Origin of the sequence: Dermatophilus congolensis (genome assembly GCF_900447215.1) — a bacterium.
Lineage (GTDB): Bacteria > Actinomycetota > Actinomycetes > Actinomycetales > Dermatophilaceae > Dermatophilus > Dermatophilus congolensis_A.
In genome coordinates, this window is record NZ_UFYA01000001.1 from 443,727 (window position 1) to 459,721 (window position 15,995).

The following is a 15,995-nucleotide window of genomic DNA, read 5'->3' on the forward strand; positions in this document are numbered from 1 at the left end:
CCACGGTCGCGGGAGGTCAGTGCGGTGAAGTGCGTTGCTGTGCCATTGGAAACGCTTGATGAGCTGGCGTTTATGCGTTGGGGGGCCACTGCATTGGTGCGGCTGGAGGCTGCGGTGGAGGAGCTTAATGCTCTGAATGTTTTCCCTGTTCCTGATGGAGATACGGGTTCGAATTTGTTTTTGACGCTTTCGAGTGCACTCAAGGTGGGGGATGATGAAAACTCATTCGGCAATTTGGGAATGATTCTCGAAAACGCTGCGCGTGAAGCATTAATGTCAGCAAGAGGCAATTCGGGAGTAATTCTCAGTCAGTTGATGGTGGGATTAGCTGAAGAAATAGCACAGATCCCTCTCACAGAAGGGAGAGGGAGTGTGCAACCTAGCCAGTTGGCGCAGGCGCTGTGTACGGCTGCAAACAAAGCTCGTGAAGGTGTTCCACACCCGGTGCAGGGAACGATCCTGTCGGTGGCGGATGCAGCCTCGGCTGCGGCGATGAGAGCAGCATCTGCAGGCAAAAAGCTCGTTGAAGTCGTAGACGCTGCGGTGTTGGCTGCTGAAGATGCCTTAGCAGATACAACTGAGCAGTTGGAAGTGTTAGCACGGGCGGCAGTGGTCGATGCCGGCGGGGCAGGCTTGCTCGTGCTTTTGCGTGCGTTGAGTGAAGTGGTGCATCAGCGAGAGTCCGCGGAAAAAAACGTGAGTAAGGAACAGCGGACAGCTCTTTCGGAGGCTGCGTGTCCAGCATTATCGGTGGACCGCCTGGAATACGAGGTGGTTTATCGACTCCATCAGGTGTGCGCGATGAAGGTGAACGCGTTGGCGCAGGTGTTGGAGCAGCTGGGGCAGAGCGTTGTCGTTGCAGGCACCTCTGAAGTTGATGGGGTGCAAGAGTTGGTGACGGTGCATGTGCACACCGTTGACCCAGGAGCAGTAATTGAGGTTGCTTATCAGGTGGGGTTGCCACGGGATGTGCAGGTGGAGGCGCTACCTGCAGGTGACCAGGTGGAACCGGTAGACGTTCCCGCTGGATCTGAGTACGCAAAGAGTAGTGGCTTAGCGCTTATTGCCGTGGGTGCCGGACAAGGAGCAGCTGAGGAGTTGTCTCGTTGGGGTGTGATGACGGTAGAGCCGATCCCCGCATGGGCTGATTCCAGCGTGGCTTTCTCGCAGTTAAAGAAGGCTGTTATCAGGGCTGATGGTGATGTTGTTTTGCTGATGGTGACTGATGCCCGCTGGTGGGAGGTGGTAGAGAAGTTCGGGCAAGAGGCGCGGGAGTTGCGCTCGCAAGTAGTGGTGGTCAGGTGCGAGTCAGTCGTGGCTGTGTTGTCAGCGGTGTCGCTTTTTGATGCAGCTGCGGATCCGGTAGAGGAGGCAACGCGCTTGGCTCGTGGCGTGCGGGATATTGCGGTGGGGTCGGTGCGATGGAGTTGCTGGGGGTTCGCTGAAGTGGGATGTGAGATGAGCCGTGGTGATTTCTTTGGTGTGGTTGGAGCAGAGGTGGTTTCAGTTGGGGATGCGGTGAGTGTGGCGCGGATGGTGGTGGCGAGGTTGTTATTGGGGGTGCAGTCTCAGGGGCGTGAGCCTGAGGCTGTGGCTGTGTTGGTCGGGGCAGGGCAGGAGCAGCTGGCTGAGGAGGTTATTGGGTGGGTGGGGGAGCAGCTCCCTGAGGTGGAGGTGAGTGTGCTGCGTGTGTGTGGTTTGGAGCCGGTTCTTGAGTTTGGTGTGGAGTGAGGGATGGTGTGTGTGGGAAGGGGATCCGCATGAGTGATTGGTGGAGTTCTTTGCGGGGCATTTTGCCCGAGAAGTATGCGAAGGCGTTGATGCAGGCGCGGGGGATACACACTGCTGGCGATTTGTTGCGTTTTCGCCCGCGAAAGTTTGTTAGCCGTAATGGCGACTTGGGTGACTTGCATCCAGATGACTATGTGGTGTTTGTCGGGGTGGTGACCTCGGCATCGACGCGTAAGGCGGCTCCCAGAAGGGGGCGGCGTCCGATGACAATTTTGTCTGCGACGGTCAGTACAGGCCCCTGGGAGATGGGTTTGACGTTTTTTTCGGCGTTTCCGCATGTGCGGGAGTTGCGGGTGGGGCGTCGTGGGCTGTTTGCGGGGAAGGTGAGTACGTATAAGGGGCGTTGGCAATTAGCGCATCCGACGTATGAGTTTTTGCCTGATTCGGTGGGTGAGGATGGTGGCTCTGGTGGTGTGGAGCAGGAGTTTGCGGGTGTTTCGGGTGTGGGTTCGTTGTTGGAGCGGGAGCAGGTGCCTGTGTATCGGCAGGTGAAGGGGATGCCGAGTTGGGTGGTTTCGCGCGCGGTGGAGCAGGTTCTTGCGTCGGTGGATTTGCCTGATCCGTTGCCGGAGTCGTTGCGGTTGTCGCGGGGGTTGCGGGGGTATGCGCAGGCGTGGCGGGGGGTGCATTTACCTGAGGGACAGGAAGATTTTGCTGCGTGTGTGCGTCGGTTGAAGTATGACGAGGCGTTTGCGATGCAGGTTGCGTTGGGCAGGCGTAGGGCTGAGCAGGCGGCTTCTCCTGCGGTGGCGCGTTCGGTGTGTGCGGGTGGGGTGCTGGCGGCTTTTGATGCGCAGATGCCTTTTGCGTTGACGCAGGGGCAGCGGCGGGTGGGTGAGGAGATTGAGGCTGATCTGGCGTGTAGTCGGCCGATGAACAGGTTGTTGCAGGGGGATGTGGGGTCGGGCAAAACGGTGGTGGCGTTGCGGGCGATGCTGGCGGTTGTGGATGCCGGTGGTCAGGCGGCGTTGTTGGCGCCGACGGAGGTGTTGGCGCAGCAGCATTATCGGTCGATTTCTGCATTGTTGGGTCCGTTGGGTCAGGGTGGTTTGTTGAGTGGTGCTGTTGGGGGCACTCGGGTGGCATTGCTGACTGGCAGTGATTCTGTGGGGGAGCGGCGACGTTCGTTGTTGCAGGTGGCTTCGGGTGAGGCGGGGATTGTGGTGGGGACGCATGCGTTGTTGCAGGAGGGGGTGGTGTTTGCGGATTTGGGTTTGGTGGTGGTGGATGAGCAGCACCGCTTTGGCGTGGAGCAGCGTGATGCGTTGCGTGCTAAGGGGACGCAGATTCCGCATATGTTGACGATGACGGCGACGCCGATTCCGCGGACGGTGGCGATGACGGTGTTTGGGGATATGGAGTTGTCGGTGTTGTCGGAGTTGCCAGGGGGGCGTGCTGCTGTTCAGACAGCGGTGGTTGATAATCCGCGCTGGTATGCCCGTGCGTGGGAGCGGGTGGCTGAAGAGGTGCGTGCTGGGCGGCAGGTGTATGTGGTGTGTCCTCGGATTGGGGATGAGGTTGGCGTAGGTGGTGCGGTGGAGGAAGGTTTTGCTGCGGTGTGGGATGGCGTGGGCACTCGTGCTGGTGATCCGCTGGATGCGGGGGAATGTCAGCGTCCTGTGATGCGGGGTGTGGTGGAGATGTTTGCTGAGTTGCAGGGGGTTTCTGCGTTAGCGGGGGCGCGTATGGCTGTGTTGCATGGCCGTCTTCCTAGTGATGAGAAAGAGCGCGTCATGCGGGATTTCGCTGAGGGCAGGGTTGATGTGTTGGTGGCGACGACGGTGGTTGAGGTGGGGGTGGATGTGCCGAATGCGACGGTGATGGTGATTGTGGATGCGGATCGGTTTGGGGTTTCGCAGCTGCATCAGCTGCGTGGGCGGGTGGGGCGTGGGGGGCTGCCTGGGTTGTGTTTGTTGGTGACGTTTGAGCCGACGCCGGGTGGGCGGGAGAGGTTGGAGGCGGTGGCGGGCACGACTGATGGGTTTGAGTTATCGCGGTTGGATCTTTTGTCGCGTCGTGAGGGTGATGTGTTGGGTAAGCGTCAGTCCGGTGGAGGGGCGCAGTTGCAGTTTCTTCGGTTGTCTGGGCGTGAGGATGAGGAGATTATTGCGATGGCGCGCCAGGATGCTGCTAGGGCGTTGGATGAAGATGCGCAGTTGACGGGGTTTGTTGATCTTGACCGTATTCTGGACGATCACGTGGCGGCGGAGTCGGTTGATTTTTTGCAGAAGGGGTGAGCGGTGTGACTCGTATTGTGGCTGGCCGGTTTAGGGGGCGTCGTTTGGACACTCCGAAGGGGGATCGGACACGGCCGACGACGGATCGGGTGCGGGAGGCGTTGTTCAGTCGGTTGGATCATTTTGATGTGTTGGCTGGGGCGCGGGTTTTGGATTTGTATGCCGGGTCGGGGGCGTTGGCGTTTGAGGCGTTGTCGCGTGGGGCTGCGCAGGCGGTGTTAGTGGAGTCGGCGCGGCCGGTGGTGGCTGTTGCGGGGGGTAATGCGCGTGATTTGGGGGTGGCGGATGTGGTGTCTGTGGTTGCTGGTTCTGCGGTGACGTATGTGCCGCAGGTGGAGAAGGGGGCGTTTCAGGTGGTGTTTATGGATCCGCCGTATGAGGTGGGTAATGAGGTGATTGAGGCGATTTGTGGCCGTTTGGCTGTGCCTGGGGTGTTGGATCCGGATGCGGTGGTCGTGGTGGAGCGGTCGAGTCGTACGGCTGAGCCGGTGTGGCCGCTGGGGTTGGAGTGTTTTGATGGTCGGACATATGGGGAGACGCAGTTGTGGTTTGTGCAGCCGGTAGCGGTTGAGGAGGATACGACCCTGGTGTGACGACAGGGGTTGTGTTGGGCCCTACGGTGGTGTTGTGCGAGATCTTCCGTTGGTGCGTTCGGTGATTCGTGCGTATGCGTTGTGGCGTCGTGCGTGTGCGTGGTGGCGTAGCCATCCGATGGTGGCTGATGCGTTGTGGGCGTTTCCGGTGGGGTTGCTGGTGGTGGTGGACGTGACGGAAGAGGAGTTCAATCAGGGGTGGTTGCCGCCTGTTTTTTCTTCTGTGTGGGTTTTGGGTGGGTCAGTGGTGCCGTTGCTGTGGCGGCGGACTCGTCCGGATAGGGCGATGATGTGCGTCTTCCTTGGGTGTGTTGTGCAGCTTTTTATTCTGGACAGGGCGTATCCGGGGAATGTTTCTGCGTTGATCATGCTGTTTGCGGTGGCGGCGTATGGCAAGAAGCAGTTGCGGTGGTGGTGGTTGGGGGCAGCATTGGTCGGCTGCTTGCTGGGTGTGTATGACTGGCAAAAGGCTTCGTACGGGGGCCCGTGGCTGGCGGCGCTTGCTAATTACGTCATGACAGCAGTTTTCATGATGGGGTTGGTGGTTTCTTCGTTTGTGCCGGGGGCGTTGCGTCGACAGCGGTATGAGTTGGTGGAGTCTTTGCGGGAACGGGCTGCTTCGTTGGAGCGGGAGCGAGATTCGGTTTCACGGTTGGCGGTGCAGGAGGAACGCAACCGTATTGCGCGAGATATGCATGATGTGGTGGCGCATTCGTTGTCGGTGATCGTTGTGCAGGCTGATGGCGCGGCGTATGCGTTGGCTCATGGTGATCCGGCGACGGCGGGTCAGGTGGCTGAGCGGGCTTTGGGCACGATTGGTGATACGGCGCGGGGGGCGTTGAGTGAGACGCGGCGTTTGGTGGGGGTGTTGCGGCATGAGGGGGATGAGGTGGAGTATGCGCCGCAGGGTGGGTTGGATCGTATTGGTGATTTGGTGGCGCATGTGGATGCGGCAGGAACTCCGGCGACGTTCACGGTGGTGGGGGATCCGGCGCGGGTAGAGACTCTTGATGTGGCTGCGCAGATGGCGTTGTATCGGGTGGTTCAAGAATCATTGACGAACGCGTTGAAGCATGGTGGGGCTGGGGTGACGGTTGCGGTGGAGTTGGCGTACACGCCGGGAAAAGTGTCAGTGGCTGTAAGGGATACGGGTGGGGGTGTTTCGCATGATGATGGGCAGGGGCATGGGTTAATTGGGATGCGGGAGCGGATTGCTTCGGTGGGTGGTACTTTTTCGGCGCGTCCGCACTTTGGTGGCGGGTTTGAGGTTGTTGCGAGTGTGCCGTCTGTGGAGTCGGAGCATTCGTCGTCGTTGTTGGGTATGGCGCCTGGTGTTGGTTCTGATGGTGGAGGTCATTCGTGAGTGAGCCGATTCGGTTGTTGTTGGCTGATGATCAGGCGTTGATGCGTGCGGGTTTTCGGATGGTTTTGGATGCTCAGCCGGACATGGTGGTCGTTGGTGAGGTGGGGGATGGTGCTGCTGCGGTGGCTGCGGTAGCTGATCCTGGGACGGGGGTGGATGTTGTTTTGATGGATATCCGGATGCCGGTGCTGGATGGGGTGGGGGCAACGCGACGCATTGTGGAGTCAGGCTCTGCCACAAAGGTGTTGGTGTTGACGACGTTTGATTTGGATGAGTATGTGCATGCGGCTTTGCATGCCGGTGCGAGCGGCTTCTTGTTGAAAGACGCTGGCCCTGCGGAGTTGTTGGCGGCTATTCGTGCGGTGTTCGCTGGTGATGCGGTGGTGGCTCCGAGTGCGACGCGGCGTTTGTTGGAGCGTTTCTTGCCGGGGATGGGCAACGCAGATTCGGAGCGAAGTGTTGATAAGGAGCGCGTGTTGGCTCCCTTGACTGATAGGGAACGTGAAGTACTGGTGGCGGTGGGGCAGGGCATGAATAACGCCGAGATTTCGGCGAATTTGTTCATGGCGGAGGCGACGGTGAAGACCCATATCGGTCGGATTTTGTCGAAGTTAGGGTTGCGGGACCGGGTACAGATGGTGGTGTTGGCTTACGACACGGGTTTGGTTCGGCCGCGCCGTGGTGATGCTTGATCGTTGACGTTCAGGTACGACTTGGGTCGTACGTGGGTGGGGTTGACGTGCTCCTGGTGGGGTATGTGAAAACCAGACCGTAGCCCGATTCGGGGGGCGGTCGCGCTTCGTACTGTGGTTTTCATCATCTACCGATATCTACGGCGCCCCGGGGTCGGGGCGCTTCCGCTTGCCTGGACAAGGAGCGGACGTACAGATCAGGAGCAAGATCATGACCGCATCACCGGTGTCCGCTGCGTTGGATATGGACCCTGCGGAGAAGTTTGCGCAGCCTGCGCTCAAGGTTGAGGATCTCTCGAAGGTGTACGGCGAGGGGGAGACCCGTGTGGTGGCGTTGGACCATGTGGATGTTTCTTTTGGGCAGGGGCAGTTCACGGCGATCATGGGGCCTTCTGGGTCGGGTAAGTCGACGTTGATGCACTGTGCTGCCGGTTTGGAAGATGTTTCGGACGGGCATGTCTGGGTGGGGAATACTGACCTGACCACGTTGAATGACAAAGAGCTGACGAGGCTGCGCCGGGATCAGCTTGGGTTTGTGTTTCAGTCGTTTAACTTGTTGCCGACTTTGTCGGCGAAGGACAACATCCTGCTGCCGCTGGAGTTGGCCAGCCGAAAGGTGGACATGCAGTGGTTTGACCATGTTGTGTCGGTGCTTGGTTTGGGGGAGCGGTTGTCACACCGGCCTACACAGCTCTCCGGTGGGCAGCAGCAGCGAGTGGCGGTAGCTCGGGCATTAGTGATGCGCCCGAAGGTGATTTTCGCTGATGAGCCCACGGGGGCTTTGGATTCAGTGACTGGTCATGAGTTGTTGGAGTTTTTGCGGCATAGTGTTCGCGATTTGGGGCAGAGCATTGTGATGGTGACTCACGATCCGAATGCTGCGACGTATGCAGATCGGGTGTTGATTTTGGCTGACGGGCGGATTGCTGGTGATTTGCAGACGCCCTCTAGCGACCAGGTGCTGTCGGCTCTGCGTGAGTTGGGTGCGTGATCATGAAAACGTCGATGAAGATGGCCTTGGCCAGTGTTATTGGTCAAGGTAGGCGTTTGGCGAGTGTGCTTGTTGCTATCGCGTTGGGTGTTGCGTTCATGGCAACCACGTTGCTTGTGAGTAATTCGGTGCAGGCAACGTTGAAGCAGCGGGCTGCGGCATCGGTGGGTGGGGCGGCCGCGGTGGTTTCTGTCCCAGATAGTGGGGAAGGGCCTATTCCGGTTGCGTTGCCTTCTCAGGTGAAATCTTCGTTGCCGCAGGCCAAAGTGACTGCTATCGCAGGGGGGTTGACTTTTCACAGAACTCACACTGGTCAGCAGCCGCTGCAGCTGAAATCGTTGCCTGTGTTGGATGAGCGCACGAAGCTGGATTCGGGGCGGTTGCCAACAACTCGAGGAGAGATTGCTGTTTCTTCCGATGTCGCTGCCCAGCGTCAGATTCAGATAGGGCAGACCGTGGATTTTCTTTCGGGAGAGGCTGCCAAAGATGGCAATGGGGGAACTACTCCATTGCGTGTAGTGGGTGTGGTGTCGCCGGATAAGAGCGGTCCTGATGGTGTTGCTCCGTTGGCGTTTTCTCTGGATGACGATATTTGGGAGCTGACGGGCAGGACTGGTTTTCTCCAGGTGCAGGTGAATCTGCCTGACGTTGGTATGGAGGACGAAAAAACCAAAAAGCTGGTGGCGGGGCTTCCTGCCGCTGCTGGTTTGACGGTGCGCACGGGTGCTGAAGAGGTTGCTGAACGTCAAAGGCTTCTTGACTCGGGTATCAAGGTAGTCACCACGATGCTGCTGGGTTTTGTTGTTATCGCCATTTTCGTCTCTGCCTTGGTGATCTCTAACACGTTCTCGATTTTGATTGCGCAGCGTACGCGTGCGCTGGCGTTGATGCGTTGCATCGGCGCAGATCGTGCTCAGGTGCGCCGTGCAGTTCTTTTTGAGGCATTCCTTGTTGGGGTTATTGGCTCTGTTATTGGTTTGCTATTGGGTGCGGCCGTCGCTGCGATCGTCGTGTCGTTTGCGAAGGGGATAGATGGGCTGGTTCCCAGCGTTACAGCGGTTCTGGTGCCGATGTCTGTGGGTGTTGTGGTGACGGTGCTTGCGAGTTTGGCTCCAGCGCGTGCTGCAACACGGGTTGCTCCGATTGCTGCTTTGCGGCCTATTTCAGCGCAGGCTGAGGGTCGGGTTGCGCGGTTGCGCATCGTGATCGGGACAGCGCTGTTCGTTGCTGGGGCTATGTGCTTGGTGCTGAGCGCGCGTGGTAGTGGGATCCCTCTCGGTGTGGCCGGTGGAGTAAGTAGCTTCCTGGGTGTCATGTTGTTGACGCCGCTGGTGGTTCCTATGGCTGCGTCTGTAGTTGGTGCTCCGTTGCGAAGAGGGGGTGTGGCAGGCCGATTGGCAGTGGCTAACGCTCGACGTAACCCGGGGCGTGCTGCCGCCACAGCCAGTGCGCTGCTGGTTGGGGTCACGTTGGTGACGATGATGTTGGTGGGTGCTGCGACGGGGACGACATCGATCAATGCGTCACTGGATCGTCATTTCCCGGTTGATTCTCAGATTTCTGCTGAGGCCCCGCTGGGGCAAGGTCACGCAGACAAACTAGCGGCTACACCTGAGGTGGAGCGCAGCGGTCTGGGTAACTCGACGTCCGTCACAGTCAAATCAGGAAGTGTCACTATCCCGGATTCGGCGTTGGTGGGAGTTTCTGCTGAGGCTGCCAAGGTCAGCCGTCGTGCCGATGCTTTCACTGGACTGGCTGACGGGAAGATTTTGCTTCCCAGTGATGCGGGAATTGCTGATGGTTCGCCTGTGACTGTCACTACTGAGGGCGGCGAGACTCTATCTCTTACCGCTGTGGTTTCTTCGGGCGAGTTGGAGGCTTTCTACACCACGTTTAACAGTGTTCAACGCCTGGACCCTAAGGCTTTAAACCAAGTGTGGGTGCGGTATGCCGACGGCGTTGAGGCCTCGACTGGTGAGCGGAAAGTCGCTGAGTACTTGAGCGGTCTTCCAGGTGTTCGCGTTCAGGGAGCGGCTGCGGCACGCGAAAGCCTGCAGAAGATTATCAACATCGTGTTGCTTGTTGTTGTCGGATTGCTGGCGATGGCCGTAGTTATTGCTTTGGTTGGTATTGGCAATACTCTAGGTTTGTCCGTGTTCGAACGGACGCGTGAGTCGGGTCTTCTTCGGGCTCTAGGTTTGCCGAAGTCTGGCCTGCGTGCGATGTTCGGGCTGGAGGCGTTGGTGTTGACAGGTGTTGGTACAGCTCTTGGGTTGCTGCTGGGCATCAGCTACGGCATCGCTGGCTCATACGCTTTGTTGAATGATCTAGGTGGTGTCACCGTCGATATCCCCTGGGCACGATTGCTGTTGGTGGTCGCGGTGGCGTTGGCTGCTGGCTGGTTGGCTTCGGTTCTGCCTGCGATTCGTGCGGCAAAGGTTAGTGCGTCTGCGGCTTTGGCTTCAGAGTGAGTGCGTGGTCGGTTTCCTTCGCGTAGCCGACCACGCTTGACAGGTTTTCCCCTGCCGGGGAGTGCAGGGGAAAAGGGAACCGGTGTTTATCGGCACTGGTTTCTTCGGGCGGGGTTCGAGTGTCTGAGGATCAGGGGTCAGACATTCGAACCCCGCCTGTGTTGTGCAGCCTGTTACGGTCGGCGCATGAGTGAGCGTCTGATTCGTCGTGCTGCGTGCCCTGGTTCGTATGATCCGGTTACGTGCGGGCATCTTGACGTGGTTGCGCGAGCAGCTGCTTTGTTTGATGAGGTTTTTGTGGTGGTGTTGCATAACCCGGCCAAGCAGGGGCTGTTTTCTCCGGATGAGCGGGTGGCTTTGGTTGAGGCGGAGCTTCAGGAGCGGGGGCTTGCCGGGCGGGTGCAAGTGCGTTCTTATGCGGGCAGGCTTTTGGTGGATGTGTGTAGTGAGCTGGGGGTTTCTGCGATTGTGAAGGGTCTGCGGGGAGAGACTGACTATGCCTACGAGTTACCGATGGCGGTGATGAATAGGCGTTTGAGTGGGGTGGAGACGTTGTTTGTGCCCGGCAGTCCAGAGTTCGTTGAGGTGTCTAGTTCGCTGATGAAGGAGGTGGCCGGGTATGGGGGTGATGTCACGGGGTTGGTGCCGCCGCGGGTACAGGCAGCGTTGATGGAGCGTTTGAATTCGTAGTTCGGAGTTGGGTGATGCCGGTAAGTGCTGCTTGGCTTCGTTTTCCCTTGTTAATTGGGGCAGTGAAGAGTTGAAGCGTTTTGGGGGGCGTGGTTCTGCTGAGCTAAAATTGATATTCGGTCCGCGCATTGTCCCTAATCGCCTCGTTGATGCGGTTTCGCACCAAGAATCTCGAGCTAACGGGCCATGCTGAACCGACCGAAGCTGCAGGCTGTGAAGCCTCTGTTGGGAGTGAGTAATTCCATGACCGAGCTTGATCCGCACGGGCCTTTGGTGATTGATACCCGGCGCTTGAATCGCAGGGCTGGGTCGATGGTGGAAGATGCCTTCGATGCAGTTGCCCCCTCACGTATTGGCACTGATGTGCTGGGGGTTGAAGAAGGAACTCCTATGCATGTGGATTTCCGGCTGGAGTCCGTGATCGAGGGAATCCTCGTGAGTGGAGAAATGCGGGCGCGTGCTACCGGTGCTTGCGTGCGGTGCTTGGACGACATTGACGAGTCAGTCGATGTGAGCTTTCAAGAATTGTTCGCCTACGCCGATCGTGCCGCTCGTCATGAAAAGGTCGGTGATGAAGACGAGGACCAGCGGGTTATCGGGGGCGATTTAATCGATCTTGAGCCTGTCATCGTGGATGCGGTGGTGCTGTCGCTGCCGTTCCAGCCGGTGTGTGATGAGGACTGTCCTGGTCTGTGTTCAACTTGCGGAGACCACCTGTCGGAGGATCCTCAGCACTCACACGACCAGACCGATCCTCGTTGGGCTGCGCTGGCTCATCTCCGTCAGGAAGTTGCTCAGACCAGCGATGGTGACACCGATCCAGAGAAGAGGAACTGACGTGGCTGTCCCCAAGCGGAAGATGTCGCGCTCCAATACCCGTTCGCGTCGCGCGCAGTGGAAGACAAGTGTGTCCACGTTGGCTTCGTGCCCCACGTGTACACAGCCCAAGCGCCCGCATGTGGCTTGCCCGTCGTGTGGCGTTTACAACGGCCGTCATTATTCGGCCGCGGAGCGCTCCGAGCTCCAGGACTGAGGCCGTAGGTCGCGATGGCGTCAAAACACAAGACGACACATCAGCGGCGACCGGTTGGCGAGCTCACTGAGAAGATCGTTGCGATCATCGGTGGCACCGTTGACAGCGGCATCGTCGATCACGCGTTGACACACCGTTCGTACGCGTACGAGAACGGTGGTCTTCCTAATAACGAGCGCCTGGAGTTCCTTGGAGACTCGGTGCTTGGTCTGGTTGTGACTGAGTCTCTTTATGCCGATCATCCTGATTTGGCAGAAGGCCAGCTGGCTAAGTTGCGCGCTGCCGTGGTAAATATGCGGGCCTTAGCGAAGGTGGCTCGTGAGCTCGGCGTGGGCGATTATCTTCTGCTTGGTCGCGGTGAGGAAAGCACAGGAGGACGGAACAAGGCATCCATCCTCGCCGACACGATGGAAGCGCTTATTGGCACGGTGTACCTGGAAAGAGGCCTGGAGGGTGCACGCGTATTCGTTCACCACATCCTTGACCCACTGCTTGAAAAGTCAGCTCAGCTTGGTGCTGCTTTGGACTGGAAAACTTCACTCCAAGAGCTGTCCAGCGTGATGTCTATCGGTACTCCGGAGTACCGAGTCAGTGAAGAAGGTCCTGACCACGAGAAAGTTTTCACCGCCTCCGTTGTGGTGGGTGAAGAAGTGCTCGGCACCGGGGTTGGCCGCAGCAAAAAGCAAGCGGAGCAACAAGCTGCTGAATTTGCGTGGACGATGTTGAAGGAACGTCAAGAAAAAGCCGAAGCTGTTGTTTCCGCTACGGAGGCAGAGGTTGCTGAGGCAGTGGTTGACTCCGTTGAACAGGTGAATAAGAAGGGCTAGGCAGGGCAGCGTGCCTGAACTCCCCGAAGTTGAAGTTGTGCGTAGAGGTCTTGCCGATCATGTAGTTGGCAAGACCTTTGCACGTGTGTCTTTACGTGGCACCAGGGTGGCGCGCCGCCATGTCTTGGGCCCAGAGCATTTGAGTGCGCAGATTACGGGGGGCGCACGTACGAGCGGTGGACCGCCGGGGTAAGTATTTGTGGCTGGTGCTTGAACCAGCGCATGAAGTGGCAGCGCAGGGTTCTGCTCTTATGGCTTTGATCGTCCACTTGGGGATGAGTGGGCAGATGCTTGTTCAAGATTGTCACCGTGAAGCCCCCAAACACACCCATGCGCAGTTTTGGCTATCTGATGGCTCAGCGAAGAATCCTGCAGAACCCCTCTCCCCTGGGGGAAAGGTGCTGCGGTTTGTGGATCAACGCACGTTTGGTGGGCTGGCGCTGGCCGAGTTGGATTCCCCTAGCCAGGGGCATCCTTTCGGTGTGCCTGTTCCGGTAGCCCATATTGCTCCCGATCCGCTTGAACCAATCTTTGATGCAGAGCAGGTAAGCACACGGATTCGTGCATCGAATAGCGAAGTGAAACGGCGACTGCTCGATCAAGGGGTCGTTTCAGGTATCGGCAATATCTATGCAGATGAGTCGTTGTGGCGCGCAGGTATTCATGGCCAGCACCGCTCATCTTCCTTACGGCAGTCCGAGCTTGTTGCTCTTCTCGGCCATGCGCAAGATGTTATGCGTGATGCACTGGCCCAGGGCGGGACGAGTTTTGATTCGCTGTATGTGAATGTCAATGGTCAGAGCGGCTACTTCGACCGGTCCCTGGATGCTTACGGGCGCGAGGGTAAACCATGCAAACGATGCGGCACTCCGATGCGACGGATCCAGTTCACTAATCGAAGTTCGACATTTTGCCCGAGTTGTCAGCGCCTGCCCCAGGACGAGCGGCTATTGCCGAGCGACGTACGTAGGTGAAGTCGCTCGCCTTGGCTACTGAACATTGTCAGTAGTTCGACGGCTCGCTTGCCGACTGTGCCGAACCAGTAGGGGATTGCGGTGTCGAACTCGGCAGCTTCGCCTGGTTTGAGGATGAGGTCCTGGTCTCCCAGAAGAAGGCGGATCTGCCACTGAGCACGTACATCCATTCATAGCCGTCATGGCTTCGCAGAATGCAGCTCCTCGGGGGCTGGAATGGTCACCGTGTACGCCTGCGGATTATGGGGATGGTGGGTAAGACGGATAAAGGTTCGCTCCGCTGTCCGTTCTGGTGGGTTGCGGACGCGTGGATCGACGGACACGCGGTGGGGCAATCATTTCGTCGAGAGAGACGCAAAGTGCGGCGGAAATCGGCAGTAACAGTTTCAGGCTGGGTTTGCGTTGACCGTGTTCGAGTCGCGAAAGCGTGCTTGTCGAGATTCCTGTCAATGCAGAGAGCCTGGTCAACGAGACGTTCTGATGTTCCCGGAAGTGACGCAGCCTGGTGGGGATGAGCTCCAAAGTGGCAGTGATCGACGGGAGAGACTCCACAGCCAGAGCCTAGTGACGCCTTCCCAGTTTCGGCAACGATCCTTGCCGGAATGGCTGGGGCCGGTGAACGTGGCAGAAACCACGAGGAGGGTTCATGGAATTCAAACATCTTGGCCGCGGAGCATTTGCCCACGAATCGATCATGACCGCTAAACCAGTCGAGCGCGAGCATGAGATCGGCCTTGTGGCTCACTACGTCATCGGTTCGGGTTTGCCCTCGCCTTCGTTGCCGTGCGGCCGGGCTGGCTCAACAAGCTCACCCTGGTGCCAGCCATGACGGCGGGTCTTGCGACATGCGCAGCGGCCTGGCTGCTCATGCAACCTGCGTGGGGCATGGGCCTGGCTGCCTCCAAAGTTCCGGACCCGATGACGGCGCGACTGCGCACTGTGCGCACATGCGATGTACGGCCTGGGGACCTGGGCCTCGGCCCGGATGCCTACGGCCGTGTGTAGCGCTAAGAATTATCGGACGGATGCGACCTCAGCATCTGTGGGCCACCCATTGGCAACGCAGCCTTGAAGGCTTTTTGACTGCTGCTGCATGAGAGAAGCCTTATCACCGTTCTTGGCGCAGTAACGGTGCTTCAACCCAAGCCAGTGCCCGGTCTCATGGTTGAGAACCATGTGGTGGTAGGTGTCCAGCGATCCTTTAAAAGCAGGGGTTTTCTTGCGCCAATTGAGGTCATTAATGACTACGTATTTGCCTACTCGGCAGCTGAACTGCTTTTTGCACGAGGGGGAGAAGGAAGCAACGCTCTGTGGGGAGGCCAGGACGAGGGTGAAATCTGCTGGGGCGCTCGCAGGCACACGAACAAACCGATGGCTTGCCTTTTTCCACCCTCGTGGGTCGGCGTAGATCTTCGCGGCTTCGGCGGCGAACTGTTTCGTGTTTGTGAGGACTTTCCCGCGGGTAATGACTTTATAGGTGTGACGTTTGGTCTTTTTAACCGGCACAGCTGGGCGTGGGCTCACGTGAGAGCTGGAGGGCTTTGACGGGGTGCTGCCTGGCGTAGTTTTGGAAGCAGTTGGTGTGCTCGAAGAAGTACCCGAGCTGCTTGGTGCCGAGCCAGGAGGTACGGCTGCTGCTGTGTTCGATGGCGCAGCGGGTCGCTGCTGTTGCTGTTGAGAAGCTGGGCTGGAACACGCTGAGGCCAGCAGTACTGTGGCAAGGAGCGCAGCCATACCGCTGTTACGACGCACCCGAGGGTGAAGGAGTACTGCTACGGCGGTCAAATTCAAGTTTTTCAGCGTGCTCACCTCATGAGAAGCGTGTCTAACGTGCGGCTGCTCTTGGCAGGACGGGGATCAGAGTAGCCGCGCCACAAGAACTTTTACTGAGAAATAGCTGGTCGTGTGGGGCAGCTCAGGTTCGGTCGGCTACCGTTTGGCTGCAGCCGAATCTAGGTTGCCCAAGAGATCCCGGAGGAGATGAACAGCTGGTGAGCGTGGAAAAAGCGACGTTTTTTGTTTCCGGGCATGTGCAAGGTGTCGGGTTTCGTTGGTGGACAAAATCACAGGCACTGGAACTTGGGCTTGATGGCTTTGCTCGCAATCTGTGTGATGGACGTGTTGAAGTGGTCGCTCAAGGAAGTCCAGAGGCGATCGAGGAGTTAGGTGCGCGTCTGGCAGCGCAGCCGAGCCAGCACAGGCGCCCTGGCAGGGTGGAGGCAGTGATGACGCAGTGGGGCAGTGTTCGTCAAGATGTGGGACGGTTTCGTGAACTGTGAGGTTCACTAAGCCTCTGATGTAGGTGTGGGCGGCACCCCAACTGGGGTGCCGCC

Annotated in this window: 18 protein-coding genes; 16 read left to right on the plus strand and 2 right to left on the minus strand. The window is 58.4% G+C overall.

Features of this window, described 5'->3' with window-relative positions; translation table 11 throughout:
• Positions 1-39 precede the first annotated feature (39 nt).
• The 13 genes from DXZ77_RS01845 to mutM all read left to right on the plus strand — a co-directional run bounded on the left by DXZ77_RS01845 (position 40) and on the right by mutM (position 13,662).
• On the plus strand, positions 40-1,731 hold the full coding sequence (locus tag DXZ77_RS01845) for a DAK2 domain-containing protein (protein ID WP_147279156.1): 1,692 nt from the start codon (positions 40-42) through the stop codon (positions 1,729-1,731).
• A 29-nt stretch (positions 1,732-1,760) separates the two neighbouring features.
• The gene (locus DXZ77_RS01850) at positions 1,761-4,028 is read left to right on the plus strand and encodes an ATP-dependent DNA helicase RecG (RefSeq protein ID WP_115032398.1); all 2,268 of its coding nucleotides are present in this window, start codon (positions 1,761-1,763) and stop codon (positions 4,026-4,028) included.
• Positions 4,029-4,033: 5 nt separating this feature from the next.
• A complete protein-coding gene (gene rsmD, locus DXZ77_RS01855; protein WP_115032400.1) occupies positions 4,034-4,621 on the plus strand; it encodes a 16S rRNA (guanine(966)-N(2))-methyltransferase RsmD in 588 nt (195 codons plus the stop codon).
• Positions 4,622-4,655: 34 nt separating this feature from the next.
• Complete coding sequence (locus DXZ77_RS01860) at positions 4,656-5,984, plus strand: sensor histidine kinase (RefSeq protein ID WP_147279157.1); 1,329 nt, start codon at positions 4,656-4,658, stop codon at positions 5,982-5,984.
• Positions 5,981-6,676: a response regulator gene (locus tag DXZ77_RS01865; protein ID WP_115029523.1), complete on the plus strand. Its 696-nt coding sequence runs from the start codon at positions 5,981-5,983 to the stop codon at positions 6,674-6,676. The genes DXZ77_RS01860 and DXZ77_RS01865 overlap by 4 nt, the downstream gene beginning before the upstream one ends.
• Before the next feature lie 211 nt (positions 6,677-6,887).
• Positions 6,888-7,667, plus strand: coding sequence for an ABC transporter ATP-binding protein (locus DXZ77_RS01870; RefSeq protein WP_371666994.1), 780 nt, complete (start codon positions 6,888-6,890; stop codon positions 7,665-7,667).
• A gap of 2 nt (positions 7,668-7,669) precedes the next feature.
• Positions 7,670-10,138 (plus strand): ABC transporter permease, encoded by a 2,469-nt coding sequence (locus DXZ77_RS01875; RefSeq protein WP_115029525.1) that lies wholly within the window; start codon positions 7,670-7,672, stop codon positions 10,136-10,138.
• 186 nt (positions 10,139-10,324) lie between these two features.
• Positions 10,325-10,828, plus strand: coding sequence for a pantetheine-phosphate adenylyltransferase (gene coaD, locus DXZ77_RS01880; RefSeq protein WP_115029527.1), 504 nt, complete (start codon positions 10,325-10,327; stop codon positions 10,826-10,828).
• A gap of 243 nt (positions 10,829-11,071) precedes the next feature.
• The gene (locus tag DXZ77_RS01885) at positions 11,072-11,665 is read left to right on the plus strand and encodes a YceD family protein (RefSeq protein WP_115032404.1); all 594 of its coding nucleotides are present in this window, start codon (positions 11,072-11,074) and stop codon (positions 11,663-11,665) included.
• 1 nt (position 11,666) lies between these two features.
• Positions 11,667-11,861 (plus strand): 50S ribosomal protein L32, encoded by a 195-nt coding sequence (gene rpmF, locus DXZ77_RS01890; protein ID WP_115029529.1) that lies wholly within the window; start codon positions 11,667-11,669, stop codon positions 11,859-11,861.
• 14 nt (positions 11,862-11,875) lie between these two features.
• Positions 11,876-12,688: a ribonuclease III gene (gene rnc / locus DXZ77_RS01895; RefSeq protein WP_028327012.1), complete on the plus strand. Its 813-nt coding sequence runs from the start codon at positions 11,876-11,878 to the stop codon at positions 12,686-12,688.
• 37 nt (positions 12,689-12,725) lie between these two features.
• Positions 12,726-12,881, plus strand: coding sequence for a hypothetical protein (locus DXZ77_RS12585; protein WP_306747274.1), 156 nt, complete (start codon positions 12,726-12,728; stop codon positions 12,879-12,881).
• Positions 12,865-13,662 (plus strand): bifunctional DNA-formamidopyrimidine glycosylase/DNA-(apurinic or apyrimidinic site) lyase, encoded by a 798-nt coding sequence (gene mutM / locus DXZ77_RS01900; protein ID WP_306746414.1) that lies wholly within the window; start codon positions 12,865-12,867, stop codon positions 13,660-13,662. The genes DXZ77_RS12585 and mutM overlap by 17 nt, the downstream gene beginning before the upstream one ends.
• Before the next feature lie 240 nt (positions 13,663-13,902).
• Here the strand turns inward: mutM and DXZ77_RS12325 are convergent, their stop codons facing one another.
• Positions 13,903-14,214: a helix-turn-helix domain-containing protein gene (locus DXZ77_RS12325; RefSeq protein WP_258553073.1), complete on the minus strand. Its 312-nt coding sequence runs from the start codon at positions 14,212-14,214 to the stop codon at positions 13,903-13,905.
• Positions 14,215-14,308: 94 nt separating this feature from the next.
• Here DXZ77_RS12325 and DXZ77_RS01910 point away from each other — a divergent pair, with 94 nt between their 5' ends.
• Positions 14,309-14,491: a DUF2938 family protein gene (locus DXZ77_RS01910; RefSeq protein WP_115029531.1), complete on the plus strand. Its 183-nt coding sequence runs from the start codon at positions 14,309-14,311 to the stop codon at positions 14,489-14,491.
• A complete protein-coding gene (locus DXZ77_RS12650; protein ID WP_371666998.1) occupies positions 14,479-14,667 on the plus strand; it encodes a DUF2938 family protein in 189 nt (62 codons plus the stop codon). Before DXZ77_RS01910 ends, DXZ77_RS12650 begins: the two co-directional genes overlap by 13 nt.
• 9 nt (positions 14,668-14,676) lie before the next feature.
• Here DXZ77_RS12650 and DXZ77_RS11980 read toward each other — a convergent pair whose 3' ends face one another.
• Positions 14,677-15,186: a DUF3152 domain-containing protein gene (locus DXZ77_RS11980; protein WP_181815991.1), complete on the minus strand. Its 510-nt coding sequence runs from the start codon at positions 15,184-15,186 to the stop codon at positions 14,677-14,679.
• A gap of 467 nt (positions 15,187-15,653) precedes the next feature.
• Between DXZ77_RS11980 and DXZ77_RS01925 the strand changes: the two genes are divergently transcribed.
• Positions 15,654-15,941, plus strand: coding sequence for an acylphosphatase (locus tag DXZ77_RS01925; protein ID WP_371667000.1), 288 nt, complete (start codon positions 15,654-15,656; stop codon positions 15,939-15,941).
• Positions 15,942-15,995: the final 54 nt, after the last annotated feature.